The organism is Planococcus faecalis (genome assembly GCF_002009235.1).
GTDB classification, from domain to species: Bacteria; Bacillota; Bacilli; order Bacillales_A; family Planococcaceae; genus Planococcus; species Planococcus kocurii.
The window spans coordinates 3436968-3462273 of the sequence record NZ_CP019401.1 but is presented as its reverse complement, the minus strand read 5'-3'; the positions used below and the strand labels follow the sequence as shown (position 1 = coordinate 3462273).

The 25306-nt window shown below is 40.5% G+C and carries 26 protein-coding genes and 1 pseudogene; 20 read left to right on the top strand and 7 right to left on the bottom strand.

The window, feature by feature from the left end:
* Positions 1–46: 46 nt before the first annotated feature.
* A protein-coding gene (locus AJGP001_RS17135; RefSeq protein WP_425439665.1) for a transposase occupies positions 47–1296 on the bottom strand; the annotation gives its coding sequence in 2 pieces (ribosomal slippage) (positions 47–724 and positions 727–1296; 1248 coding nt in all).
* Positions 1297–1573: 277 nt separating this feature from the next.
* On the opposite strand from AJGP001_RS17135, the gene AJGP001_RS17810 reads away from it, so the two are divergent.
* From AJGP001_RS17810 to AJGP001_RS17115, 4 genes are all read left to right on the top strand, one after another.
* Positions 1574–2137, top strand: a complete 564-nt coding sequence (locus AJGP001_RS17810) for a tetratricopeptide repeat protein (protein WP_151897523.1) — start codon at positions 1574–1576, stop codon at positions 2135–2137.
* A gap of 14 nt (positions 2138–2151) precedes the next feature.
* Complete coding sequence (locus AJGP001_RS17125) at positions 2152–2397, top strand: hypothetical protein (protein WP_071152939.1); 246 nt, start codon at positions 2152–2154, stop codon at positions 2395–2397.
* Between the two features lie 129 nt (positions 2398–2526).
* The gene (locus AJGP001_RS17120; protein WP_071152938.1) at positions 2527–2766 is read left to right on the top strand and encodes an HTH-like domain-containing protein; all 240 of its coding nucleotides are present in this window, start codon (positions 2527–2529) and stop codon (positions 2764–2766) included.
* 112 nt (positions 2767–2878) lie between these two features.
* Positions 2879–3976 (top strand): PD-(D/E)XK nuclease family protein, encoded by a 1098-nt coding sequence (locus AJGP001_RS17115; RefSeq protein ID WP_071152937.1) that lies wholly within the window; start codon positions 2879–2881, stop codon positions 3974–3976.
* 222 nt (positions 3977–4198) lie between these two features.
* Here the strand turns inward: AJGP001_RS17115 and AJGP001_RS17110 are convergent, their stop codons facing one another.
* Entirely contained in the window at positions 4199–5158 is a 960-nt protein-coding gene (locus tag AJGP001_RS17110; RefSeq protein ID WP_071152936.1) for an IS30 family transposase, read from the bottom strand.
* A 212-nt stretch (positions 5159–5370) separates the two neighbouring features.
* On the opposite strand from AJGP001_RS17110, the gene AJGP001_RS17105 reads away from it, so the two are divergent.
* Positions 5371–6465, top strand: coding sequence for a hypothetical protein (locus AJGP001_RS17105; protein WP_078080802.1), 1095 nt, complete (start codon positions 5371–5373; stop codon positions 6463–6465).
* 80 nt (positions 6466–6545) lie between these two features.
* Here AJGP001_RS17105 and AJGP001_RS17100 read toward each other — a convergent pair.
* Positions 6546–7901: pseudogene (locus AJGP001_RS17100) on the bottom strand (transposase).
* A 561-nt stretch (positions 7902–8462) separates the two neighbouring features.
* Here AJGP001_RS17100 and AJGP001_RS17095 point away from each other — a divergent pair.
* The gene (locus AJGP001_RS17095; protein ID WP_078080801.1) at positions 8463–9971 is read left to right on the top strand and encodes a DUF1846 domain-containing protein; all 1509 of its coding nucleotides are present in this window, start codon (positions 8463–8465) and stop codon (positions 9969–9971) included.
* A 317-nt stretch (positions 9972–10288) separates the two neighbouring features.
* Here the strand turns inward: AJGP001_RS17095 and fdhA are convergent, their stop codons facing one another.
* Positions 10289–11506, bottom strand: a complete 1218-nt coding sequence (gene fdhA / locus AJGP001_RS17090; protein ID WP_058383897.1) for a formaldehyde dehydrogenase, glutathione-independent — start codon at positions 11504–11506, stop codon at positions 10289–10291.
* Between the two features lie 207 nt (positions 11507–11713).
* Here fdhA and AJGP001_RS17085 point away from each other — a divergent pair, with 207 nt between their 5' ends.
* Entirely contained in the window at positions 11714–12085 is a 372-nt protein-coding gene (locus AJGP001_RS17085; RefSeq protein ID WP_071152934.1) for a winged helix-turn-helix transcriptional regulator, read from the top strand.
* 149 nt (positions 12086–12234) lie between these two features.
* On the opposite strand, the gene AJGP001_RS17585 is transcribed toward AJGP001_RS17085, so the two are convergent.
* The gene (locus AJGP001_RS17585) at positions 12235–12372 is read right to left on the bottom strand and encodes a hypothetical protein (protein WP_169835284.1); all 138 of its coding nucleotides are present in this window, start codon (positions 12370–12372) and stop codon (positions 12235–12237) included.
* A 101-nt stretch (positions 12373–12473) separates the two neighbouring features.
* Between AJGP001_RS17585 and AJGP001_RS17080 the strand changes: the two genes are divergently transcribed.
* The 11 genes from AJGP001_RS17080 to katG all read left to right on the top strand — a co-directional run bounded on the left by AJGP001_RS17080 (position 12474) and on the right by katG (position 22699).
* Positions 12474–13145: an ankyrin repeat domain-containing protein gene (locus AJGP001_RS17080; protein ID WP_071152933.1), complete on the top strand. Its 672-nt coding sequence runs from the start codon at positions 12474–12476 to the stop codon at positions 13143–13145.
* Positions 13146–13424: 279 nt separating this feature from the next.
* Positions 13425–13583: a hypothetical protein gene (locus AJGP001_RS17580; protein ID WP_188074757.1), complete on the top strand. Its 159-nt coding sequence runs from the start codon at positions 13425–13427 to the stop codon at positions 13581–13583.
* On the top strand, positions 13537–13791 hold the full coding sequence (locus tag AJGP001_RS17075) for a hypothetical protein (RefSeq protein ID WP_169835282.1): 255 nt from the start codon (positions 13537–13539) through the stop codon (positions 13789–13791). The genes AJGP001_RS17580 and AJGP001_RS17075 overlap by 47 nt, the downstream gene beginning before the upstream one ends.
* A gap of 32 nt (positions 13792–13823) precedes the next feature.
* Positions 13824–14618 (top strand): SDR family NAD(P)-dependent oxidoreductase, encoded by a 795-nt coding sequence (locus tag AJGP001_RS17070; RefSeq protein WP_071152931.1) that lies wholly within the window; start codon positions 13824–13826, stop codon positions 14616–14618.
* Positions 14611–15912, top strand: coding sequence for an MFS transporter (locus AJGP001_RS17065; protein ID WP_071152930.1), 1302 nt, complete (start codon positions 14611–14613; stop codon positions 15910–15912). Before AJGP001_RS17070 ends, AJGP001_RS17065 begins: the two co-directional genes overlap by 8 nt.
* Before the next feature lie 144 nt (positions 15913–16056).
* Complete coding sequence (locus AJGP001_RS17060; protein ID WP_071152929.1) at positions 16057–16470, top strand: MarR family winged helix-turn-helix transcriptional regulator; 414 nt, start codon at positions 16057–16059, stop codon at positions 16468–16470.
* Between the two features lie 49 nt (positions 16471–16519).
* Complete coding sequence (locus tag AJGP001_RS17055) at positions 16520–17479, top strand: nucleoside hydrolase (protein WP_071152928.1); 960 nt, start codon at positions 16520–16522, stop codon at positions 17477–17479.
* Positions 17480–17764: 285 nt separating this feature from the next.
* Positions 17765–18382 (top strand): NAD(P)-dependent oxidoreductase, encoded by a 618-nt coding sequence (locus AJGP001_RS17050; protein ID WP_071152927.1) that lies wholly within the window; start codon positions 17765–17767, stop codon positions 18380–18382.
* Between the two features lie 29 nt (positions 18383–18411).
* Positions 18412–18897, top strand: coding sequence for a nucleoside deaminase (locus AJGP001_RS17045; RefSeq protein WP_071152926.1), 486 nt, complete (start codon positions 18412–18414; stop codon positions 18895–18897).
* A 153-nt stretch (positions 18898–19050) separates the two neighbouring features.
* On the top strand, positions 19051–20244 hold the full coding sequence (locus tag AJGP001_RS17040) for a DUF4317 domain-containing protein (RefSeq protein ID WP_071152925.1): 1194 nt from the start codon (positions 19051–19053) through the stop codon (positions 20242–20244).
* 238 nt (positions 20245–20482) lie between these two features.
* On the top strand, positions 20483–22699 hold the full coding sequence (gene katG, locus AJGP001_RS17035) for a catalase/peroxidase HPI (RefSeq protein WP_071152924.1): 2217 nt from the start codon (positions 20483–20485) through the stop codon (positions 22697–22699).
* A 53-nt stretch (positions 22700–22752) separates the two neighbouring features.
* On the opposite strand, the gene AJGP001_RS17030 is transcribed toward katG, so the two are convergent.
* Complete coding sequence (locus AJGP001_RS17030; protein ID WP_245830222.1) at positions 22753–23190, bottom strand: GNAT family N-acetyltransferase; 438 nt, start codon at positions 23188–23190, stop codon at positions 22753–22755.
* Between the two features lie 77 nt (positions 23191–23267).
* On the opposite strand from AJGP001_RS17030, the gene AJGP001_RS17025 reads away from it, so the two are divergent.
* Positions 23268–24080 (top strand): MerR family transcriptional regulator, encoded by an 813-nt coding sequence (locus AJGP001_RS17025; protein ID WP_071152923.1) that lies wholly within the window; start codon positions 23268–23270, stop codon positions 24078–24080.
* A gap of 85 nt (positions 24081–24165) precedes the next feature.
* Here the strand turns inward: AJGP001_RS17025 and AJGP001_RS17020 are convergent, their stop codons facing one another.
* Positions 24166–24660, bottom strand: coding sequence for a lactoylglutathione lyase family protein (locus AJGP001_RS17020; RefSeq protein WP_058383910.1), 495 nt, complete (start codon positions 24658–24660; stop codon positions 24166–24168).
* 157 nt (positions 24661–24817) lie between these two features.
* On the opposite strand from AJGP001_RS17020, the gene AJGP001_RS17015 reads away from it, so the two are divergent.
* Entirely contained in the window at positions 24818–25159 is a 342-nt protein-coding gene (locus AJGP001_RS17015; protein WP_071152922.1) for a winged helix-turn-helix transcriptional regulator, read from the top strand.
* The last annotated feature ends 147 nt before the right edge of the window (positions 25160–25306 follow it).

The following is a 25306-nucleotide window of genomic DNA, read 5'->3' as shown; positions in this document are numbered from 1 at the left end:
TTATCTTCTTAGTGGATTGGTCAACAAACAAAAGAACGTGAAGTTTTTAGACCCTTCTGCTAAGCAGAAGGGTCATTTTTTTGATGTTTTGCACTGCGGCTGTCAGATAAGCCTGTTCTTGGACAGACTTGCGCCCTCGTCGCCTTGCGTAACGGAAACTATGGAGTTCTTTCGCATCGGCGAAACTCCGTTCGATGGTCTGGCTTCGTAACTTGTATAGCTTTTTTCCGCTGGGGGTGCGCTTGTTGGCGCGCACCTTTTCTTTTTCGTCTTCCCAGATGTGCCGGAAAATCGAGCGCTGCTTGCTTTTCGCGGAAAAACAATCCGAGCGCAGTGGACAATGTTCACAATCCTCCGGCCGGCTTTTGTACTGCCGATATCCCTCTCGATCTGTGGTGGCGTAGGACAACTTACAGCCCATGGGGCAAGCATACGCATCCAGTGAAGGGACATACGTAAATAACCGTTTCGGCACTTTCGGGTTACCGCCTTTGAAACGGCGGTAGCCCATGACCACAAACGTTCCGGCTTCGTTTAACGTTTTACAGATGTGGCCGGTAAAATAGCCGGCATCCAAGGCGACGGCTTCCACCGTTCGGTGGTCGAGATAGAAAAAACCTTGAGGTTTCTGGTTTCGCATGAGGAACCCACTATCTGGATCGGTCACGCTTTCGCGGGTCATCGCCGGTTTGGTTTTGGCAACGGGCCGAATCACCTTCGGCTTCAGCGCTTTTTTCCATGGGCCTCCCGGTCAGCTACGACCGCTTCTTCCAATTCCCCCAGGTAGCTCACCACTTTTTCGGCCTTTGCTTTTCGGATAAACTTGTTCTTATTGGCATTGGCTTTGATATGCGTGGAATCGGACAGAAGCACGCGGCCACTCACCATGCCGTGGGCTTTTGCCTGACGAACCGTTTCGTCGAAAATTTCTTCAAAGACCGAGGTGTCTTCAAATCGGCCCTTCCGATTGAAACTGATGGTGGAGTGATCTGGAATCCGGTCGACGAGAGAATAGCCCAAAAACCATCGGTAAGCGATGTTATCCCGAATCTCTTTTTCCAGTTGACGTTCTGAACGAACGCCATAAAAATAGCCGATGAAAATCATTTTGAATAAGGTAATGGACGGAATGGCGGGACGGCCGTTATCCGGACAATAATAAGGGGAAGCAATCCGTTCAATAAAAGAAAAATCAATGAGGGCATCAACGGTACGAAGAAAATGGTCGTGTGGCACGAGTTCATCAATTGAGACGGTGACCTGTTCATGACGGTGATTTTTGACGGGACCAATCATGGGACTTCGCTCCTTCTTTTTTCTTTCAGTTTACATCAAAAAAGTATCGAAATAAACAAAAAAAGACTGTCGAGAAACCTCGACAGTTTTTTTGCTTTTCGTTCCAGCCGGACGCTTTCCGCGGGTACGGCCTCAGCCGCTTCGTCGCTGGCGCTCCTGCAGGGTCTTCGGCTCGTGCTGTTCCCGCAGGAGTCGCCTGTCTCCACTACACTCGTGTTTTTAACTATTCAATTCGAGCGAATCGGCGTATACTGACAAAAAAAGGAGTGAGCGAACCATGTTGGGTTCTGTTCAAAATCACCGTCATGACAAAACCACGGTAACCATTGATGAGCTAGTGCCACGTGATCACTTCCTTCGGGCCGTTGATGCATTGATTGATTTCTCCTTCATTGAACGGATTACCACGCTTTATTATTGTGCTGATAATGGACGCCCGTCCATTGCACCCGTGACCCTTTTTAAAATGTTATTTCTCAAAGAAGCGGATATGGCGCAAGATAAAGGGGATATTGCCAAAGCAATCCGTGCCTATTCAAAGCTAATTGAAATGAACTGCTACAGCGCTACAGATGTTTCAAATTTTTATGAATTTCGAGCAGACCTCACCTTTAAGGAATATGACGACAGAGAGAGTGCATTCAGCGATCTTAATCATTCTATTGTTAATAACCCTTTAAATGATCGGTCTATAGCAAAGCAAGGAATTCTATGGTATCTACTCAATGATTTTAAAAAGGCAGAAACCAGTGCTCAGAATGCGCTAGACCTCAACCCTACTAATGAAACAGCATTAATGCTTTTGGATTGGTTAAATAATAATCAAGAAATGCAAAATTAAGAGGAGGAATTGAAATGGAAACTATTCAACTGATTTTGATAGTGATTGTGACCATTGGGTTATTTATGCTTTACCATAAAATGTTCAGAGTTTATTACTTTGGATTCGCAGGCATAGCCTCAGTGATTGGTGGTTGTTTGCTAATTGCTGCAGTTTTAGTAGCAGTCTTTTTTACGTATATTTGGTGGTTTATTGCACTTGGTACTATTGGCTTTGTAGTCTTTACCTATGTTAAAAGCAAGAGCGCTGACCCAGCTTAATTAGAGAAAGCTTGAATTTCTAAAATTTCATTGTATAAATTTAAAAAGGTAGGATATCCTGTCCTACCTTTTTTGATATAAGGCTGTAAAAAATTTATTAAAATAAAATAACTAGTGGAGGTATTGAAAATGACCAGAGATGAATTAGCTAGACGTTTAAAGGAAATGTATACAAATGCTAAGGAAGGAGAGAAGGCAGTAAATATTCACTTGTTTGGAATCATATATGGAGAATATATTCTTAATCATGGTTATAAACCTAAGGACATTGTTCAGGCTTCAGGGCTTAATGTTTCTTATGCTGCTGAAGTGAATAAAGGTGTCAATCTTTCAAAATACGTTGCAGTAAAGAATAAAGATAAGCAATGAGCATTTTAAATAACATTTCTTCAACTCACTACGATTGTATAAAAATATTTTTAAAGTGTAAATTAGGCCATAACATTCGCGGCCATAAAATTATACAAGAATGGGGATTAAAATGTCTTCTTCATATACAAAAATTTATAATTTATTGCGAAGTTCAGAAGCTAATCCATATGAGGACTACCTAACTGAAATTATTGCACCGCTTTTTGAGCAGAAAAATATATTGAGTAGTTTCTTCAAACAATTTGCTGGTATAAACTTGATTGATATCCATGATATTAAAGTACACACCCAAAAGACATACAAGAAATTACTTACACATGTTACAGACAGCAGACCTGATTTAGTCATCACCTTTAGGCAAGGTGAAATCCGTAAGCTTGTTTTTGTTGAAAACAAGCTTAGTAGTGGAGAAGGACATTTACAATTGCAACGTTACCAAGAACACCTTCAGCAAAGCGAAAAAGCGGGCTTCTCTACACACTTTTTTTACATTACAAAATATTTCGACCCTAAACAGATAGAAAAATCCTCTACTCCGTTCTGTCAACTGCAGTGGTTTCAAGTGTTTACTTGGCTTCAAGAAAATTATAAAGCTGATTTATACTGCAACCAAATTTTAAAGTATATGGAGGAGATAGAATTGAATAAATCAAGAACATTTTTACCACAAGACGTTTATTCTGTTCAGAATTTAGGAAAGACGATTTCAATGTTAGATCAATGTTTGAATGGAAAAACAAGTCACTCTTTTGTAAGGTTTTTCGGGAAACCCAAACCATGGGGAAACCGAGCAATTGAACTTCGCGATTATAACCGATATGTAATTAGGAATGACCAAAGTGATTGGAAATTTGTAGGGTGTGGTTTTACATTCGAAGATAGTGATTATCCGGAAGTGGCAGTTTTTATTGAAGTTAACGCAAATAGTGAATATAAAACTGTGCTAATGAGTGCTTTTGAAGAATTTGAAAAAATAAATGAAGGGTGGACTTTCCAAAGACCAGAAGATCAAAATGACGACTTCATGCTTTATGCGAGTAAATCAGTCATTCAGTTTCTAGCAGAAAAAGATCATATTGAAGCAATAGAAAAATTTTTCATTGATAAGTTAACAGAACTAAATAAACTAAAAGGAAACTTACCAGAATTACAATGGATTGTAAATGAACAGGAAACTCTATCAGCTGATGACGAGGTTGCGATTTAAAAAAGACTAACAGGAATAGGAATTTATAAAAGTTCTTTAATAAAAAAATTGTAAGCTATTTGCAATCAAGTTATAATTATTTTGAACCTGTGGAGTCCTTGTTCGGCTTAGAATCGATTAATCAAGGGCATACTAGTTCTGTAGGAACTAGTATACTTTTTAGTAACACATATTCGCAAAAGAGTTCAGTAAACTTACTGAACTCTTTTTGTATTCCGTTTGTCAATTTAAGCTAGACAGACCCATTCCATTCAGGTGACTCAAAAATGCCTCCAAGGGTGTGCGATAATCCAGCGACTTCCGTGGGATGTTATTCCGTTTGTCAGCCACTGAGGAAATGAACGTTTGGTCTACCTGGTTGAAGTCCATTTCCTTTGGCAGGCCGTCTTTTCGCAAGAGGCCGTTGGAGTTTTCATTCAAGGCGCGCTGGGATGGCGTGCCGGGATCCGCAAAGTAAATCGAGACGTCGTGCTGGTTGCACAGCGATTTCCAATTGGAGAATTCCTTCCCACAATCAAACGTGATGGATTTGAACAGATTTTTTGGGATTCCTTGAAACCACTGGTTCAAAGCGGTTTCGATATCGCACGCCTTGCGTCCTGCAGGCTTGATGGCGATGATGACTTTCGTCAGCCGTTCTACCAGTGTGATCACTGCACTTTTGTGGCGGACGCCCACAATGGTGTCGCCCTCGATGTGCCCGAACTCTTCTTTGAACGAAGGATAATCGTTTTCCCGGTCGGAAATATGCCGTTTGAACGCCTGTTTTCCGCGGCGTTCCTCGTGACCATTGGGTTTCCGTTTGCCTTTCATCGGCAGTGTGGCAACATCAAAGACCCGATTTTTGAACATGCGGTAGATGGTGCGCACGGAACAGTCGATCGCTGTCTCGGCGCGTCCCACAATGACATCAGGCGTCCAGCCCTGCGCCACCTTGTCTTGAATATAGGTCATTTGTTTCTTCGGCAAAACGATTTTTTGGCGTCCGCAGCGTTTCTTGTTTTTCTTGTATTGTGTGTAAAAGTCGAGGGCTGTATGTCCCAATTTCAGGAAATTGATGACCTTGTAAATTGGCTGCCTGGAACGTTTCATTTGATTTGCGATAATCGCCACGGGTATGTTTTGGCGGTGATAGGATTCTATCATCACCAGTTCATCCGTGGTAAGATGGGTGTAGGTCATTCGTGGTCACTCCTCTGTTTTTCTTTGGTCGGAAAATACATGTAGAGTGTACCATGAATGACTTTTTTAGTTGTCTAGCTTAATTTTACAATCGGCGGTATATAAAGATGAAATAAAAGCAGGGCTATTGCTAACGTGAGTAATTGTTCTGTTTTAAATAATGAGTTGTAAAGTTAAATACATTGGGTTAAATATTTGGGAAGAGGTAATTTATGAGTGAAATAAAAAAATTGAAACAAATCTCTTATAAAGAATTACTAATTGAAGTACATGAAGTATATGAATTGTTGCATAAAATATCAAAATCAGATATTAGAATCACTTTTTATATTTCAACGTCGCTTATTCCGTATTTAAGTTTTGTATGTGATAGTTTGGATTTTTTTCATGAAGGAACAAATAAAGTTCATTCAAGTTGGTATAAAGACATAAAAGGAACATCTATACAAAAAATAATCAAGGAAAACCGTAGTACTTTAAAGTTATACTCAGAGCATAAAAAGAATAAAGTTATTCCGAAATTAGAAGATGACACTTCCCTTTTTAATAATTTTTTAATTGGTGATTATAATTTAAAGCAAAAATTAGTTATAAAATTATTTGGTCAGCATGATTTGGGGATATATTCCTTTAGAAATATTGATTACGCTAACACTTATCAATTATTTAAAAATTCTAAAGCTCTTTATACTATTAATCATGAATTTAAAGGTTCTGTGATGGAAGAATTTACAATGGTACTTGCCAATTATATTTCCCAATCGACTATATATCCCGTCAGTAAAATTCCCAATAAGATTTTTTCTTTTCCTGAGGATTTTACTCACGAAAACGTTTATTTTAAAGATTCTAAACGTTTTAATGCCTTTAGTAATAAAGAAGATAAATATTGGCGGCTTTTTTTATATAACTACTACTGTCAAAATAATTTTATAAGGAATATTTTCCCGATAGTATTGGGAGTTCGCCAAAACTTTTATTTTCGAATGAAATTTTGTACTTATCTACTATCAATTAAAGGTTTAGATTTACTATCAAATAAAGTTCCGGAACTTAAGGAAAAACACCCTGATATTAATGAATTAATTAAAATTAGAGAGACTATCGTTCCGATAAAATCCGATTTAAGGAACAACCTTTTTCATTATGAAATTGTAGGTATTCCATATGAAACATTTAATGAAAAAGAAAATCTCTTTAAGCAAATGATAGAGTATTCGGTTGGGACATCGTTTGAAGAGTTCGAGAATCAAATAGATCATGAATTAGATAAATATCAAAAATTAGTAAATGAAATTTTATTTTAAATTATTTGAATCAATTTCATAAATCGCCCTTTTAAAAAAGTGTAGACGGTTTCTCGGACCATTTTTCCTGTTTTTAAAATTTAAGCGGCTGCTAAAGCACGGTTTCTAGCGACTTTCAAACGATCGCTCGCCAATCGGGACGCATTGTAAATCAACGAAACGAGTTCAAAATGGACTTTCGCTTTCTTGCCTGTCCGGTGTCGAACATTATTCAAATCGAAATACTCCTTCAAGTAAGCGTTGACGCGTTCCACTGCGGCGCGCTGTTTATAGAACAGCGTCCATTTCAAGGAACCTCTGGCAGGAGACGTATATTTTCGAAGGTCTACTGACCTTTTGATTTTAAAGATTTTTTGGCAAAGGGAATCGTCTTTCAACGGACACGTCGCACATTCTTTGGGACGCGTATATTTCAAGGTTTCGTATTTGGCGTCATAACTGTCGTAGCGATACGCGTGTTCCCGAACGCATGTCGGCGCAAAATGCTCATCAAACCCGATCACTTCGCCTTCCCTGCGCGGGTTGTAAGCGATGACGGCGTGAAGGTTCATTTCCTGCAGTTGTTGGTAAATGGGTTTGTAATCGTAACCCTTGTCCAGGATGCCCGCTTGAAAAAGACCCGGCATCGTTTGCTGGATTTGCTTCAGGAGAGGGATGGCGGCTTTTCCATCATTCAAGTTGCCGGAACTCATGAGCCCTCTGATAATGTATTGGCTGATCGTGCTGACAGCTAAATGAGCTTTGTAGCCGAACCAAAATGTGTTTTTTCCATCACTATTTTTCTTGATGCCCCATTTCGGGGCAACGGGCATCTCATTTACCAGCGCCTCTGTGGAGGCACCCAATTGATGGACAATCTCTTTTTCGTAGAGCGTCTTCTCAGCTTCCTGTTTTTGTTGGGCGGCTTGCCACTCAGCTTATTCGGCTTTCGGCTTCCGTCCTCGTTTTTTCGGAGTTGCTTTTTCTTTTTTCTCAGCCGCTGCCGGTTTGTCGCGTGCTTCGAAATGCGTGGCATCAATAGCCAGCGATTCCTCTGTGATGAAACCTTCCTGGATCGCTAGAGCCACAAGCACGTCTTGCACTTTCGACAGGGCATCCGTTTCACTGATCGCTGCGATCATGCGTGAGTAAGAAGCTTCAGATGGGACGTCGTCCGATAACAGAAACCCGCAATCGAACCGAAAAAAAGGATCTTGTTTCAGGCGCTTCACCAATAATTTGATCGTCGGAATACGATCCACCACACGAGCGATCAACGAATAAATCATGGCACCGTAATTGAGTTCTCTCGGCGCGCCGCGATGCGTCTTCTTGTCGAAGATGCGAAGAAGAGGACCCAGATCTATTGTCGAGAAAATGGCATTAAATCGATGGGTAGGTTCCATCTCAAATAATTCATGCATGTCAAATAGGTTATCTTGTCTTATAATAGGCATAGAGCGCTTTCCCTCCTGTTTGTGTATGTTGTGGTGACTACCATTATACAGGATTTGGGGAGGTGCTCTATTTTCTTGAGATATTACACTTAGAGCCGTAAGGGCTCGGAATTATGAAATTAACTCATTTACTTTGTTAATAATTTAAACATCCATTGTAATTTTGCGAATTGAAACCTCATTTAGATGCAATACGGTGAACCTTACCATAAGTAAGTGAGGTTTATATCATTACCAACGCTAACTTATTTATGTTTTATTCAAACGCTAAAAACAATTCAGTTATTCAAAACCATCAAAAGGAAATAAGCTTTTGGCTATTTGGATTTGCTAAATACGGGTCCAGATTTCGTTATTTTGTTTGACTGCATTGACGATAAGTTATTACTGCGCTTATTAAAATCACTCAATCATCGAACGGATCGAGGCGATTTTCCTTTCTCTTTTTTTAAAAAGCTATATAATGATAAAAGATGAATTTTAGCTGGGATTTTCACTTAAGGCGTTTTTATCTATTGCGTTAAGAGAAAGCTTGAAGCAAAGAAAGCGGGACCAAAATTAATGAAAAAACTTGGATTTGATTCGGAGAAATATTTGCAAGAACAATCAGCCTACATTCTAGAACGGGTGCAGCAGTACGATAAACTTTACTTGGAGTTTGGCGGAAAATTGATAGGTGACAAACATGCCAAGCGTGTCTTGCCTGGGTTTGATGAAGATGCCAAAATCAAACTATTGCATACACTGAAAGAAAAGGCGGAAATCATCATCTGTGTCTACGCTGGAGACATCGAACGAAACAAAGTCCGTGAAGATTACGGCATCACTTACGACCAAGATGTCTTGCGCTTAATTGATGAATATCGAGCATATGGTATTTCTGTCAACAGTGTCTTAATCACTCGTTATCAAGGGCAACCAACGGTCAAAGTATTTATGACTAAGCTTGAGAGAAGCGGAATTAGCGTCTGTATTCACCGTGAAATCGAAGGTTATCCGACAAACGTGGACGCGGTCCTTGGGGAAGAGGGATTTGCGACAAACCCTTATATTAAAACGACAAAGCCGATCGTGGTAGTGACGGGCCCTGGCCCAGGTAGCGGAAAGCTCGCCACCTGCCTTAACCAAATGTACCATGAGAATAAACTTGGAAATGAAGTCGGCTATGCCAAGTTTGAGACGTTTCCGGTTTGGAACTTGCCGTTAAAGCATCCGGTAAACATCGCTTATGAAGCGGCTACCGTCGATTTGAAAGACGTAAATATGATTGATAATTATCACTATGAAGCATATGAAAAAGTAGCGATCAATTACAATCGTGATATTGAGACGTTTCCTGTCATCAAACGGATTATCGAAAGGATTACCGGTAAAGCGTCTGTTTATAGCTCACCAACTGATATGGGGGTCAATCGTCTGAAATCGGGCATCACCGACGATAGGGTTGTCCAAGAAGCTGCCAAGCAGGAAATCATTCGGCGCAGTTTCGTCGTAGAGAATGACTATAAAAAAGGACTTGCCGATGAAGACAGTGTAAGCCACATGCAAGTGATTCTGGAAGAGACCGATTTAAAGAAAGAGGACCGGACACCTGTATTGCCGGCCCGTAATTATGCGAAAGCAATCCAAGAGCAAATTGACAGCACGAATCTACAAGCCGTAATTGCGATAGAACTGCCGAATGGCGAGATAATCACCGGTCGAACGACAACTTTGATGGATGCTTCGGCAGCCGCGATTTTGAATGGGTTGAAGAAATTGACCAATATTTCCGATGAAATTAATTTGTTGTCGCCGATGATTTTACAGACGATTCAACGGTTGAAAACGGATGACTTGAACAGCCGTGTCCCAACATTAAGCGCCAATGAAGTGCTCATTGCACTGGCAATCAGTGCGGTCACCAATCCTACTTCTGAGCTGGCTTATAAGCAATTGCCAAATTTAAAAGACACCCAAGCTCATTCCACGGTCATATTGAATAGAGAAAACGAACAGACTTTTAAGAAGCTTGGAATCGACATCACCAATGATCCGATCTATCCGACTGAGAACCTGTATTACAATTAGATTTTAGAAAACACCTGCCTTTTTCTTCTTACATAGAAGTCTGAGGCAGGTGTTTTTCATGTATACAGTTATGATTATTTTGAACTTGCGGTGTCTTTGTTCAGCTTAAAATTGAATTAAGCAAGGACAGATTAGTTCTATAAAGAGCTAGTAGACTTTTTAGTAACGCAACTTCGCAAAAGCGCTAGGATCATCATCCTAGCGCTTTTTTATATCAAAATATTAATGCTTGGTTCTGGGGAATCTACTAGCCAAACACGCATCATTCAAAAGGAAATGAACCTCCCTGTTTTTCCATAAGCACAGGAGCAAGCAACTTACTTTTTAAAATGCCCATGAGGATCAATAACAAATTTCTTGGAAGCCCCTTGGTCAAATTCAGCGTATGCCTCTGGTGATTGATCTAACGTAATGACCGTTGCGTTTACCGCTTTGGCAATTTGTGCTTTGCCGCTTAAAATCGACTTCATCAAGTCACGATGGTACCTCATAACTGGAGTTTGCCCCGTTACAAACGTATGAGCTTTTGCCCAGCCAAGTCCTAAGCGCACCTTCAAGGTTCCATTTTGAGCGTCTTGGTCGGCAGCGCCTGGATCACCGGTTACATAGAGTCCAGGTATACCAAGACGTCCGCCTGCACGCGTAACTTCCATAATGGAATTTAATACAGTAGCCGGTGCTTCACCAGCTCCCTCGCCATGTCCACTAGCTTCAAAACCTACACAATCAATCGCGCAATCCACTTCTGGGACGCCTAGAATTTGAGCAATTTGTTCCGCAAGGTTTGCGTGTTCACGAAGATTGACCGTTTCACAGCCGAAACTATGGGCCTGTGCAAGGCGTTCTTTGTTTAAGTCCCCTACGATGACAACAGATGCACCCAGTAGCTGGGCAGAGTGGGCAGCGGCTAAACCGACAGGACCAGCCCCGGCAACATAGACAGTAGCTCCTGGTTTCACACCCGCACTCACAGCGCCGTGGTAGCCTGTTGGGAAAATATCGGAAAGCATCGTTAAATCAAGTATTTTATCCATCGCTTGATCTTTATCCGGGAATTTCAGCAACTGAAAATCTGCATAAGGGACCATCACGTATTCCGATTGCCCGCCGACCCATCCACCCATGTCTACGTAACCATAAGCAGAACCGGGACGATCTGGGTTGACGTTCTCACAAATATGAGTGTCTTGCTCTTTACAGCTGCGGCAGCGGCCACAAGCAATATTAAATGGTACCGACACCAGGTCACCTTTTTTGATAAATTCCACATCACGGCCGACTTCAATGACTTCTCCTGTAATTTCATGACCGAGTACAAGGCCTTCAGGAGCTGTTGTCCGGCCACGCACCATGTGTTGATCACTTCCGCAAATATTGGTGGTAACGACTTTTACCACCACCCCATGTTCACATTTACGCCCGACATTCAATGGATTTACCCCGGGACCGTCTCTAATGATTAATTCAGGGTAGCTTATATCTTCAACTGTTACCGTTCCAGTACCTCTGTATACAACCGCTCTGTTTCCTGCCATTTCTGTCAGCTCCTATCTAATTTTGTACAGATAAAGATCACATCTTTACACCAGGGCAGCATCGAAGAAGGGACAAAATTTTACTATTTATATTAAGTATTCTCTATATTCTAAATTATAATTCTTTTTAATGGAAGAACGCACTTTTTTGTGAGAAGGTTACCTAAAGGATACTTTCAGAAGGAAATGGAAGAAGGGGGCAGTTTCATGAGTGATCTGCGGTCAGCAATAAAAAGGGAAATTGAGAGTGGCGAATTTAATTGTGAAAAGGAACTGACCTTATCGATTATTAGCGGCAAGTGGAAAATTATTATTATTTACTATTTAGGAACAGAGGGTGTCTTGCGCTTTAGTGAGATTAACCGCCTGCTTCCCAAAATTTCGCATAAGGTACTGACTACTCAAATTAGAGAGTTGGAGGAGGACGGGGTCGTTCACCGGCAAGTATTTGCTGAAGTTCCGTCAAAAGTAGAATATTCACTAACCACTTTAGGAGAAAGCCTCATTCCAATCGTTTTAATGATGGATGAATGGGGAAAGAAAAACATCAAACACTTTCCGATTGCGAAAAATGTGTGAGGAATCCTTTTTCGTTTTTAATAAATCTAACCTTAATTGGCTATAACGCAGAAAAACGGATCACAAGTAACTAATTTCAAAGCTGCGATTAAAAAGTCGATACAAAAAAGGCGAGTCCGTATAAAACGGAATCGTCTTTTTAACATTTATTAATTCAAAAACAAATAAATAATGTATAGCGGCACTAAAACAATCGCCATGTACTTTAGCAGATACAGCGAACTCGTAAATAGGCATTTGGCTTTCGCGATTAACGCTTCTTTCAAATCATTGACCATTTCGGACATTGTGTCTGCCCCCTTCAGTAAGTATGATTAGTATAAAGCACAGACTACTTGAATGGTATTTTGCTGTTTTCTAATAGGGTATCGCGTAAGGGAGGTTTTTCATGAACCGTTTTATAGGCTTTGTCGCAAGCATGTTCTTGCTAATCACGGGATGTAGTCAGGAAGGGGAAAGCAATGTGGAGCAATACTCAGGTGGACTGATTCAAGCAGTCGAAGACAACGAGGTAAAAAAGGTGCAAGAAATTTTACAGGATCCGTCGTATCCACTAAATGAAACGAATACGAAAAAAGAAACGCCATTGTTAATTGCGACGCATAGCAATTACATTGAAATCGCGAAACTATTAATTGATGCGGGAGCAGACATCAATCAACAAGATAATATTCAAGATAGTGCCTACCTATATGCAGGTGCACAAGGAAAAACAGAAATTTTAGCTTATATGATGGAGCATGCCGAGCCCAATCAAACAATTGTGAATCGCTATGGTGGCAATACATTAATACCGGCTGCTGAAAAAGGCCATTTAGACAATGTTAAGCTACTGTTAGAAGACGGTAGCGTAAATATCGATCATCAAAATAATTTTGGCTATACCGCATTGATTGAAGCAGTCGCTCTGACGGATGGTTCAGAAATCTATCAGCAAATTGTACAGGAATTGATCACATTTCATGCCAATAAAGAACTTCGAGACAACTCGGGTAAAACAGCACTCGATTACGCGAAAGAAAAAGGCTATACCGCAATGGTCGAACTGTTAGAAGACTGAGGCAGAGAAGGATATGAAAAATTTGATACCGAAAAGACGATTCCGTTCAAAAGGGAATCGTCTTTTTTAACGTTACTGAATTTAACTAGACGATTCGCTTAAACCCAAAATCACGTGTTTTTTACAAGAGTGTAAACCATAAAAAACTTCTCTATGCCAAAAAATTGCACGATATCTTGAAATAAAATAATTATGTTGTAATATATATAGGCTGCTGATAATATTTAGATGTCAAATATTTAGATATCTAAGTATTATGCAAGAAAATGATGCATTATGATGAAATTAGCAGGAGAAATTGGGATTACTATCGGTGGCGCTTCAGGGATTGGCAAAATTATTGCGCTTGCGATAGCAAAAGAAGGAGCACGATTTGCACTTGTCGGTATCAATGAAAAAAAGTCAAGAAACTGTAGCCGAAATCAATCAGTACACTAAAGGCGCTCTATTCAGTAGAGATATATCTGCAAAAGAAAATGTGCAACAAATGGTGAGTGCTGCAAACACACAAATAATGTACGAAGCCATGATGAACACTATTCTACTTGGTCGTGTTGGCGATTCGGAACAGCAGCCGTTTTCTTGGCCAGTAAAGATGTGGTTAGTAGTACCGGTTAAACATGGCTGGTTGATGGCAGTAGCATGAAACTACGTTAATTTTGAAGAGGAGGAAAAGGAATGGCTAGAGTAGAAAACAAAGTAGCATTAGTAACAGGTGGCGCTTCTGGAATTGGGCTTTCATCTGCAAGTTTATTAGCTAAAGAAGGCGCAAAAGTCGTCATTGCAGACTTTAATCTAGAAGGCGCGCAAGAAGCAGCAAAACAGATTAACGAACAAGGCGGTAATGCGCTAGGGATCTTCCTGGATGCAAGTAAAGAAAGTTCGATTCAAGAAGCTGTAGAGTATACGGTCGAACAGTACGGAAAAATCAATGTCTTGGTGAATAATGTTGGTGGAACCAACTTGAGAAAAGATATCGATGTGGTCAACTTGGATCTTGAAGAATGGGACCGCTTAATGGACTTGAATTTGAAGAGCGTGCTTCTAGGAAGCCGATTTGCGATTCCGCATATGATCAAAGATGGCGGCGCAATTATTAATACCACGTCTATGGCAGGATTTGCAGGCGACTCTGTTCGTACAGCATACGGAGCATCAAAGGCGGGCGTCATTAACTTAACAAAATACATTGCCACTCAATACGGCAAGCAAAATATTCGGTGTAACGCAGTTGCGCCTGGACTGATTTTAACGCCAGCTGCTAAAAATATTTTGTCTCCAGAACTGTTGGATACCTTTATGAGATACAACCAGTTACCTTACCACGGTGAGCCAGACGATATTGGAAATACGGTATTATTCCTAGCATCAGATGAATCGAAATTTATTACCGGTCAAACGATTAAAGTGGAAGGCGGACATTATTTAAGCAATCCGACCATTCCCGATTTTAAGGAGCAGATGAATGGTTAATACAACGATCAAGCCAGAAGAAAAAGTAAAAGCAAGTAAAAGTAAAATTCATGCAGCTTGGTTGGTGCTGATTGGTCTTTGTATCATCGTCGCGTTTGGTAAAGGGGTAGTCAATAACTCGTCCGGTCTGTTCTTAACACCTGTTTCAAAAGAGTTGGGTATTGGTATTGGTGATTTAACCTTGTACATGAGTATATCTGCAGTTGTTACGATTATATTACTACCTGTTGCGGGTAAATTAATGGCGAAATACGATATTCGTTTATTGTTGATTGTCGCGATTATTTTACAAGGTGGTTCGTTTGCGGCGTTCGGACTGATGAATTCAGTATGGGGCTGGTATATTTTGGCTGTTCCATTAGCATTTGGTGCTATTTTTATTAACGTTATAGCAGGTCCGGTTTTAATCAACCAATGGTTTAGAAAAAATAACGGATTGGCACTGGGCATTTTGACAGCAACTGGCGGGTTAATCGGTGCATTTGCACAGCCTGTTATTGGTTCATTAATCGTCAACCAAGGCTGGAGATACGGGTATATGGCAGTAGGGATTACAGCAATCATTGTCGTGATTCCCGTTACGCTCCTTCTTATTAAAAAATTATCTCAAAACAAAGGCTTGTATCCTTACGGCATGACGGACACGGAAATCGCCGACCAAGGATCTTCAAGTGAAACACAAAACGAAGGAATTGCGATGAGCGATGCGAAAAAATCGTCTTCGTTTTATGCATTGATGCTGTTTTTCTTCCTTATTACTTCCGTTGCGAGCTTTATGATGCACATTCCATCGTATATTGTCGATAAAGGGTTTACACAAGAATTTGCAGGAACCGCAATGGGTGTTTATATGTTAGGTGTGGTATTGGGTGCGATTATTATCGGAATGTTAAACGATAAAATTGGATCTCGAAACACGACCATTATGACGATGGGCTTAGGATTGATTTCGATTTCGCTGTTATTGTTTGTGACTTCAAGCGCTACCGTTATTTTCGTTGCACTTGTGTTGTTTGCTTTTGTAACAAGTGGCATTGGAACGCTGACGCCATCATTGACACAAAGTTTGTTTGGCAATAAAGACTACAGCCAAATTTACTCTACTGCTTCACTAGGATTGGCGATTGCTGCAATCGTTGCCTTACCTGCTTACGGATACATCTTCCAATTTACAGGCAGCTACTCAGGTGGATTGTATACCATTCTTGTCATGTTAGTGCTCGCGATTGTAGCAGTTCTATACGCTTTCAAAGGAAAAGAAAAACTACTAGCAGCCGGTGCTTGGAAAAAATAAATAAGTGGAGAGGATATGGAATATTTTTTCCGGATAGGTCTTCTCTTTATGGTATGCTTGTTTCAAGTTGCGCCTAAAATATGTATAATAAGAGCCCCTAGCCAATAGGGGCTCTTATTTAGTAGAAAGCAGGGATTCATTAGCATGAGTGAACAAACTATTTTTGAAATTATACACAATATGGATAAAGTAACCGATAACTTAATTGTTCAGTGGAACAAATCATTTAATGAAGACTTGGGGGTTTCTCACATTTTGGTGCTCGCTCGTTTGATGGTACACGGAAAAAGCTCTCCTTCGGATATTGCCAAAGAAGTAGGATTGACTCCTCCAACAATTACCCATTTGGCAGAAAAGTTGATCAGTAAAAAGTTAGCCGTCCGAACAACGTCTGAATCCGATCGTCGAATGATTATTTTATCCATTACAGATAAAGGGGTAGAGATGGTCAAAAGAGCTAACAAAGAAGGCGTTACTTTGCGAAAAAAATTATTTGAAACCTTAACTACTGAAGAACGAGATCAGTTACTAAAAATTTACCGCAAATTAAGTAACTAAAGCGTTCCTGCAAGCAACGATACTTAAAAATGTAAAGGTGGCTCACTCTATGACAAGATTACCAATCATCATCGATACAGACCCAGGAATCGACGACGCAATGATGCTAACTTTAGCATTTGCTAATCGTGAAACACTGGACGTACGACTTGTTACCACGTGTTCAGGAAATATCTCTCAAGACAAGACAAATTACAACGCTCGTTCTTTTTTAAGTTATATCGGAGCCGACGTTGAAATTGCACGTGGATTGGAGCAGCCGATGTTCCGTGAACTCGAAGTAGCGGAAGACATTCACGGGGAAAGCGGCTTTGGCAATGTGCAGTTTTCAGCACCGACTTTACCAGTTAGTAAACGACCAGCTGTCACAGCCATGCTGGAAACGATTATGGCGAGTGATGAGAAAACCACCATTGTGGCAACAGGACCCCTAACCAATGTGGCGGCGTTATTGCTTGCGCACCCTGAAGTAAAACCAAAAATTGAGCGGATTTCCTGGATGGGCGGAGCGGCAGTAGGTGGCAATATGTCACCTACTGCGGAGTTTAATGCGTACGTCGATCCACACGCAGTAGAGATTGTGTTCCGTTCGGGTGTACCGGTTGTCATGAGTGGATTAGACGTCACTCATAAAGCGTTTGTCACAATCGAAGAAGCAAAAAGCATTTTAAACATTGGTACGGAGTTTGCGGAGAAAGCTTATCATTTGGTGACGTATTATTTGGATGTCATCAAGAGAACCTCTTTCCATGAAGAAAATTACGATCAAGTGCTGCATTTCCATGATGTTTGCGCCGTTATGTATTTATTGAAACCGGAGTTTTTCGAAGGTCAGGACTGCTTTGTAGAAGTCGCTTTAGAAGGACTAGCAGCAGGTGCGACAGTCGTTGACTATACGAATCGTTCCGGGAAAACGCCAAATGTGCATGTTCTTCACAGCGTTAATCGCGAAGCATTCGTTGCAGAGTTTGTGAAGGCAGTAAAGGTTATTTCAGAACGACTTCAGTAAGTGTAGTTGATGTTATTTTTTAAGGTCATGTCTTTTTAGTTAAGGATCTGTCCCATACGCCGCTAAAATAAAACAGATGGAGAAAAAGATGTTCTTTTTCTCCGTCTGTTTTTTTGAATCGTGGGCGAGAATGTATAAAGGACTTGGTGATACGAGCTACTTTTAAAAGCTTGTGAGCCGGTGTCAGAATCCTGAACGCGGTGTGCATTTTTTAGACAGTTAAGATAGATTGATTTTTAAATGAAAAAAGGGTATACCAATCATAAGAAAGTAGGGTGAAACGCAATGAACATTATCGTATTCGGCGCTACGGGTGGCGTAGGTCAATCGGTTGTCAAGCAAGCAATAGAAAGTGGATTTAAGGTTACGGCATTTGTCCGAACACCAACGAAGTTACAAGTAACACACGAGAATCTAACTGTTATCCAAGGAGATGCCTTTAACACAGCAGAAGTCTCAGCAGCCATTGCAGGGCATGATGCAGTTGTATCGTGCTTAGGCTCTAGTCAAGGAATGAAGCAGTCAACAGAACTTCAAGAGATGACAAAAAATATTGTCATGGGCATGGAGGAACACGGTGTGAAGCGCATTGTCTACACGGCATCTGCAGGTGTTCATAATGAACTCACAGGTGTCAGTGGGAAGCTAATCATGAAGATGCTGAAGAACCCGCTAATCGATCACCGAGCAGCTACAGATTTGATTCAAGAACACGGACTGACCTTTACCATTGTTCGACCGATGGGATTAACAAATGGCGCGTTTACAGGGCAGTACAAAGAAGCTGCGACAGGTGTGCCGGATAAGTCGAAATCAATTCCTCGTGCGGATGTTGCGCATTTTATCGTCAAAGCCTTAAGCGATGCACAGTACGAAAACGCGTCGGTTGGAATTTCTAGTTAACGTGTTACGAACAAAAAGGGGGAGTAAAGATGATTACCGAAAAGGATTTAACGTATTTGCGACGTTGTGTAGAGTTGGCGGAAACCGCCCTTGAAAAAGGAGATGAGCCATATGGGTCTATTCTTGTTTCGGTGGAGGGAGCCGTTCTTTTTGAAGACCATAACCACGTAGCAGGCGGCGATCATACCCAGCATCCGGAGTTTGCGATTGCACGCTGGGCCGCGAATCACTTGTCGCCGGAAGAACGGAGCACAGCGACGGTTTATACGTCAGGCGAACATTGTCCGATGTGTGCAGCAGCTCACGGATTGGTAGGTTTAGGAAGAATCGTCTATGCAAGCTCGTCACAGCAATCAGCTGAGTGGTTGAGTGAAATGGGTGCGACCGCTTCATCGCGTGTTCGAAGGTTAGCTATTGAAGAAGTTATTAAAGACACAGTTGTCGACGGTCCTGCTTCTAAACTGACAGAGCAGATGCGTGGACTTCATCAGAGAGCATTTGAAATGAAACGTTAAAACAAATAGTTGAGGTTAATGTAGTCATTTCTTTTTCACTTTTTGTTACTGTCTAATCATTGTTATAATAAGGGAGTATCAAAGGCGAACCTATCGCTTTGATGCTCTTTTGTCATGACATGGAGTTTATTAGTTAGGGAGTTGGAAATAGCAATGAATAAAAAAGAGATAGCCGATATCCGCAAACGATTTAAGTTAGATACAGATTTACTGAAAATCGGTGAAATTTATAATGTCTACATCCAACAAGAAAGCAGTGAAATCTATCACGAAGAGAGTCGCTCATTTTCTTTGTTAGACCGGGAACAACAAGAATTGTTTCTGGCCAATTTCAAAAAAGTTTTAGGCGGAAAGCTTGATGAAAAGCTGTTTGAAGTTAAATTTCAACCGCAAGAAGAAGGACAAGTAGATCATACACAACGACTTTTATATGAAGGACTTCAAGCAGATGAAGTTAGTGACTGGAAAACAAACATGCAGCGTATCGCCTTGAAAATGGTTGAAGACCACCCGTACGAAAAGGATATGGTCGTTACGTTTATTCGTGGCAACTATTTTAAGACGACCAAACGCAAGACGGACGAATCGGACATGGATTTCCGAGATGAAATGTACACCACTTCATTTATTCTTAGTAGCATGAACCAAACGGAACTGCCGAAAAGCTCCTTAGTGTTTGACTTTGCGGAGAAAGAATTTAAGTCCAATGTGCTAATGGATCCTGTTATTAAGCTATCTGCACCAATCGGGGGGTTCTTGTTCCCAAGTTTTACAGATAATGCGGCAGACATTAACCGTATTTTGTATGCTGCTGGTAAAACAAACAAACCGGATTATCAATTTATCGAAAATGTTTTAAATGGCGATGAAATTCTCACAGCTGAAGAAGAAAAGACCGTGTTTGAAGAAATTGTGAAAGCGGTCATTGGTGATGAAGTCAATTCGAGAACGCTTGCGGGTTTATATGATGAAATCAATCAAATGCTAGTCATCGAAGCAGAAAGTGATGACGAAGATGAGCAACCGCCTACTTTGGATGTCACAGAAGTTACGCGTGTACTAAAAGCAAGCGGCGTAAAAGATGTGAGCACGGAAAAGGTAGAAAGAGCGTTCCAAAGCGTAGTGGAAGACAAAACCTATGAAATGAAAGCAAGTCATATCGTGCCAAGTTATGCATCCAAATCCATCAAAATTAGCACCAAAGTAGCGGATATCGCCATCAGCCCTCAAGACTTACGTTACGTCAAACAAGTTAATTACGATGGCAAACGCTGTATATTGATCGAGGTAGAGGAAGATACGATGATTGAAGGCTTTAAGTTGATTTCAGAAGAGTTGTTGGAGTAAAAAAGTGCATGACTAACATTAACGAAATGCAAGTTAACAAAAGCAAAGATATCCACTTTTGTTAAATTTGGAATTTTTGATTTAATTTAAGGAGGCTATGAAACATTGGTTCTCTTGTTAGACGCTTATTACTGTTCAGTTTCCTTCTAGTTTAGTATAATTCTAATGTAAGAATTAATCTCCACACATTCAATGCACGTACGACTAGGTTTCATTATTCAATAGGAGGTTTTAAAAGATGGAAAACAATGAAGAAAAGCGCCACACTGCAGCAGGAGAAGGTCAATGCCCAGTAACAGGTGGCCATAAAGATAGTGCAATCACGACTTCAAACAAGCCAGGAAAAACACAAAACAAAGACTGGTGGCCAAACATGCTGAATGTCAACATTCTCCATCAGCATGACACTAAAACAAATCCTCTAGGAGAGGCATTTGATTACAAAGCAGAATTCGAGAAATTGGATTATGAGGCATTAAAGCAAGATTTGCACAAAGTCATGACAGATAGCCAAGACTGGTGGCCAGCGGATTATGGTCATTACGGCGGGTTATTCATCCGTATGTCATGGCACGATGCAGGTACTTACCGAACTGCAGACGGTCGCGGAGGCGGTTCTACCGGAAACCAGCGTTTTGCGCCATTAAATAGCTGGCCAGATAACGTAAACTTGGACAAAGCACGTCGTTTGCTATGGCCAATCAAGCAAAAATACGGCAGCAAAATTTCTTGGGCCGATTTATTGCTATTGACGGGTAACGTAGCACTTGAGTCGATGGGCTTTAAAACCTTTGGATTTGGAGCAGGACGTGAAGACATTTGGGCACCAGAAGAAGATGTTTATTGGGGCAACGAAAAAGAGTGGTTAGAAGATAATCGTTATTCAGGTGAACGCGATTTGGAAAACCCTCTCGCTGCGGTACAGATGGGCTTAATTTATGTAAACCCAGAGGGACCAAACGGCAAACCGGATCCTCTTGCTAGTGCTGTTGATATTCGTGAAACCTTTGCACGTATGGGAATGAACGATGAAGAAACAGTTGCGCTAATCGCAGGTGGCCATACGTTTGGTAAAGCACACGGAGCGGGAGACCCTGCTGAAGTAGGAGACGATCCAGAAGCAGCCGTAATGGAAAATATGGGAATTGGCTGGAAGAGCACGCACGGTTCTGGTAAAGGCCGTGATACAATTTCAAGTGGTATTGAAGGCGCTTGGACGGCTAACCCAACAAAATGGGACAATGGCTATTACGAGCAATTGTTTGAATACGAATGGGAGTTAACAAAATCTCCTGCTGGCGCGTACCAGTGGACAGCAAAAGATTTGTCAGAACACCAAATGGCACCTGACGCAGAAGATGCTTCTATTAAAGTGAAAACAATGATGACAACAGCAGATATGGCACTTCGCATGGATCCGGCATACGAAAAAATTTCTCGTCGCTATTATGAGAACATGGATGAGTTTGCAGATGCATTTGCGCGTGCTTGGTTCAAACTTCTTCATCGTGATATGGGACCTGCAGCACGTTATTGGGGACCAGAAGTTCCAGAAGAAGTATTGATTTGGCAAGATCCAGTACCAGCAGCAACACATACATTAACGACTGAAGAGTTGGATGAGCTAAAAGAGAAAATCTTGGCGAGTGAGTTAACTTCGCAACAGCTCGTTAAAACAGCTTGGGCTTCTGCTAGCACATACCGAAATTCAGATAAACGTGGCGGTGCCAACGGAGCACGTATTCGCTTTGCTCCACAACGCGACTGGGCAGCAAATGAGCCAGCAGAATTAGCTAAAGTGCTCGCTGTTTACGAAAACCTTAAAGCTTCGACTGGCAATAAAGTAAGCATGGCTGATTTGATTGTACTTGGAGGAAATGTAGCCCTTGAACAAGCTGTCAAAGCTGCTGGGTTCGATTTAGCTGTTCCATTTACGCAAGGTCGTGGAGATGCTCTTGAAGAACAAACAGATGCAGAAAGCTTTGATGTGTTAGAGCCAGTTTCAGATGGTTTCAGAAACTACCAGAAGAAAGAATACACAGTAAGCCCGGAAGAAATGTTGCTTGATAAAGCACAACTACTTGGCTTAACAGCGCCAGAAATGACCGCATTAATTGGTGGTATGCGTGCATTAGATGCAAATTATCAAGGCGTAAAAGAAGGAACTTTTGCTACTAATAGCGGCGTGTTAACAAATGATTTCTTCGTTAAGCTATTGGATATGAACATCGACTGGACGCCAGTAGAATTCAATAAATACGAAGGTAAAAACAATGCAACTGGTGAAGTAGTCGGTACAGCTACACGTTTTGACTTAGTATTTGGTTCAAACTCAATTCTGCGTGCTATTTCAGAAGTATATGCACAAGATGATAGCAAAGAGAAATTCGCTCGTGATTTCATCAAAGCATGGAACAAAGTGATGAATGCCGATCGTTTTGATCTACAAAACTAAGTAAAGAAAATCCCAATCAGTAGCGAATGCTGCTGATTGGGATTTTTTGTGCATTAATGCGGATAAATCATAATTTTTTCACCGTTTTCATCTACTTCTTCCGTAAAACCAAACCCTAGTTTTTGATAAAGTCGAATGGCTACTTTGTTTTGTTCAAAGACACTTAAATAGATAGGTTTTTTAGGATAGAGTTCAGTTAAATAGTCAACAAGTACGCGGAAAAAATAACGTCCCAGTCCTTGTTGTTGAAAACGTTCGTCAACTAAAAAACGATCCAACCAAATCTGCTCATCAAATTTTCCGTACATCGAAAATCCGATAATTTCATTCTCTTTGTATAAAGCCAAAGGGACGTAACGTGTGTCTTGTTCAGCCTCTAGTAAACACTGACTGACCGATTCGATAAATCCTCGTTGTTGCGCTGCCACTTTTAAATTTAAAACTTCTTGTTTGTTCGAGTCTGTAATCGCTCGAATTCCAGTAAACATCATGTCAAAACCTTTCTTTCTTGTGTATAGATAAAATTTAAGGTATATAGTAACTAGGTAGTCAAGAAAGGAGCCTCCATGTGACTGAAAAATATTTGACAACAGGAGATTTTTCAAAATTATGTAAAGTTAATAAGCAAACAATTATTTACTACGACCAAATCGGCTTGTTAACACCAGCTTATCGCAATCAAAAAGGTTACCGCTTTTATTCGTTTCGGCAGCTGGAGGTGTTCAATGTCATTTATCTATTAAAAGAACTCGGGATGTCATTAGAAGAAATTAAAAGCTATATGGAACAGAAGTCACCTGAATTGTTTCACTCTTTGATGATTGAGCAAAAAGAAAAAGTGCGGACGAAAAAAAGAATGTTGGATCATTTGGAAATGATGATGGATGTAAAAATCAACTTGCTAGAAGAGGCTGAAGAAACAGACTTCCATCAAGTTAGCTTTCTCTATTTGTCCGAAAGTTTTTTGTATCTGAGTCCAAATATAACCGATATAAACGACGACGATTTTGCAAAGGTAGTCACGCAATTCATCAATACATTAAATGAACAGAATTTAGATACAGGCTTTCAAATTGGTGGAATGACTTTGCACGAACAAGTAGTAAAAGGCGAGTATACGAATTATAGTTATCTCTACATGAAGCAGCTAGAGCAAAGAAAAAGTCAGCCATTTTTTAAAATCGCAGCAGGAATGTATGCAGTTGGCTATCATTTAGGAAAAGAAGACACGATCCATGTCACATATGAACGGCTATTTTCAGAAATTCGCAGGAATCACTATGAAATTGGCGATTATATCATGGAAGAGTATATATACGATGGATTAGTAAAAAGTGGCGAGGATCATTACATTACGAAGATTCTTGTTCAGTTAAAATGAAAAATTAAAGCTCAAGTTATGAATTTAACTCCTCTAACAGATGCAGAGGAGTTAAATTCAAATTCAGTGTGAGGTTGTTTAGTTATCAATACGCTCCTGAAGAATAAGTGATTTCGTAGCTGTGACTGTAAATCTCAAATATGATGCCAAACGGATCTTCTACATAACACATTCTGTAAGGCTTATCATCTGGATAGTATTCTCTAATTGGCATCCGTTGTTTGCCACCATGTTCAACTATTTTTTGAACCAATCCTTCTACGTCTGGATCTTGAACGCAAAAATGGAAGACGCCTGACTTCCAGTACTCAAAATTATTTTCGGGTTTTTCGCTATTCGGAAATTCGAAGATTTCGATTCCAGTCCCGTCAGAAGTTGCCATGTGTGCGATGCGGAACGTTCCCCATCCGGCGCCGAACACATCGATACACATTTGCCCGATGGGTGTGTCACTTTCTTCTTTTACTTCTGCCGGCTCCATAATTACATACCAGCCCATAACTTCTTTATAGAATGTGACGGCTCTGTCTAAATCTGTGACCGATAATCCGATGTGTGAAAATGCTCTTGGGTAGGCCATATTGATCGCTCCTATCTGTTTTTTATATAGTATGACGATTGATCTTTATTATCCTGGACATCTTCATCATACAAAGGAGTTTTTAGAATAACAATACGGCACATTTAAGTGGTATAGTTACGAAAATGTGACTACCGAGAGGATAAGGAGAGATGTAATGGGAGTTAAAAATAGCTATATCTGCTCTTTAGGGCTGACAATTGATTTGATCGGTGGAAAGTGGAAATTGATGATTCTTTGGTACTTAATCAATGGGAGTAAAAGATTTGGCGAGCTAAAAAAAAGCATTCCGACAATTAGCCAAAAAGTACTTACGGAGCAACTGAAAGAGCTTGAAAGTAGCCGTATCATTTCTAGAAAAGTGTATCCGACCGTACCAGCTACAGTAGAGTATTCTATGACTGATTACGGAGAAAGTCTTATTCCACTAATTCATGATTTGTGTGACTGGACAAAACAATATGCGGGTGAAAATGATATCGAAATAAGTGGAGACTAAACAGATAAATAAACTAAGAAAGGAAAGCGGTCATTTGGCTGCTTTCTTTTTTTAGTTGCTTGTGTCGCAAATCAACTTCTAAAAGTAGAAGAGATGTTAATAAATAAAGAATTTTTTCTAAAAACAACGAAAAAAGTATAAATAGTT

Bases quoted from the DNA above. Each gene is read 5' to 3' on its own strand.
- AJGP001_RS17030 (WP_245830222.1), bottom strand. From the start codon at position 23,190: ATGATGTTTACTGGAATTCGAGCGATTACAGACTCGAACAAACAAGAA.
- AJGP001_RS17110 (WP_071152936.1), bottom strand. From the start codon at position 5,158: ATGACCTACACCCATCTTACCACGGATGAACTGGTGATGATAGAATCC.
- AJGP001_RS17115 (WP_071152937.1), top strand. From the start codon at position 2,879: ATGTCTTCTTCATATACAAAAATTTATAATTTATTGCGAAGTTCAGAA.
- AJGP001_RS17120 (WP_071152938.1), top strand. From the start codon at position 2,527: ATGACCAGAGATGAATTAGCTAGACGTTTAAAGGAAATGTATACAAAT.
- AJGP001_RS17065 (WP_071152930.1), top strand. From the start codon at position 14,611: ATGGTTAATACAACGATCAAGCCAGAAGAAAAAGTAAAAGCAAGTAAA.
- AJGP001_RS17080 (WP_071152933.1), top strand. From the start codon at position 12,474: ATGAACCGTTTTATAGGCTTTGTCGCAAGCATGTTCTTGCTAATCACG.
- AJGP001_RS17075 (WP_169835282.1), top strand. From the start codon at position 13,537: ATGAAAAAAAGTCAAGAAACTGTAGCCGAAATCAATCAGTACACTAAA.
- fdhA (WP_058383897.1), bottom strand. From the start codon at position 11,506: ATGGCAGGAAACAGAGCGGTTGTATACAGAGGTACTGGAACGGTAACA.
- AJGP001_RS17020 (WP_058383910.1), bottom strand. From the start codon at position 24,660: ATGGCCTACCCAAGAGCATTTTCACACATCGGATTATCGGTCACAGAT.
- AJGP001_RS17060 (WP_071152929.1), top strand. From the start codon at position 16,057: ATGAGTGAACAAACTATTTTTGAAATTATACACAATATGGATAAAGTA.
- katG (WP_071152924.1), top strand. From the start codon at position 20,483: ATGGAAAACAATGAAGAAAAGCGCCACACTGCAGCAGGAGAAGGTCAA.
- AJGP001_RS17040 (WP_071152925.1), top strand. From the start codon at position 19,051: ATGAATAAAAAAGAGATAGCCGATATCCGCAAACGATTTAAGTTAGAT.
- AJGP001_RS17095 (WP_078080801.1), top strand. From the start codon at position 8,463: ATGAAAAAACTTGGATTTGATTCGGAGAAATATTTGCAAGAACAATCA.
- AJGP001_RS17105 (WP_078080802.1), top strand. From the start codon at position 5,371: ATGAGTGAAATAAAAAAATTGAAACAAATCTCTTATAAAGAATTACTA.
- AJGP001_RS17585 (WP_169835284.1), bottom strand. From the start codon at position 12,372: ATGTCCGAAATGGTCAATGATTTGAAAGAAGCGTTAATCGCGAAAGCC.
- AJGP001_RS17580 (WP_188074757.1), top strand. From the start codon at position 13,425: ATGAAATTAGCAGGAGAAATTGGGATTACTATCGGTGGCGCTTCAGGG.
- AJGP001_RS17055 (WP_071152928.1), top strand. From the start codon at position 16,520: ATGACAAGATTACCAATCATCATCGATACAGACCCAGGAATCGACGAC.
- AJGP001_RS17810 (WP_151897523.1), top strand. From the start codon at position 1,574: ATGTTGGGTTCTGTTCAAAATCACCGTCATGACAAAACCACGGTAACC.
- AJGP001_RS17125 (WP_071152939.1), top strand. From the start codon at position 2,152: ATGGAAACTATTCAACTGATTTTGATAGTGATTGTGACCATTGGGTTA.
- AJGP001_RS17070 (WP_071152931.1), top strand. From the start codon at position 13,824: ATGGCTAGAGTAGAAAACAAAGTAGCATTAGTAACAGGTGGCGCTTCT.
- AJGP001_RS17045 (WP_071152926.1), top strand. From the start codon at position 18,412: ATGATTACCGAAAAGGATTTAACGTATTTGCGACGTTGTGTAGAGTTG.
- AJGP001_RS17085 (WP_071152934.1), top strand. From the start codon at position 11,714: ATGAGTGATCTGCGGTCAGCAATAAAAAGGGAAATTGAGAGTGGCGAA.
- AJGP001_RS17015 (WP_071152922.1), top strand. From the start codon at position 24,818: ATGGGAGTTAAAAATAGCTATATCTGCTCTTTAGGGCTGACAATTGAT.
- AJGP001_RS17050 (WP_071152927.1), top strand. From the start codon at position 17,765: ATGAACATTATCGTATTCGGCGCTACGGGTGGCGTAGGTCAATCGGTT.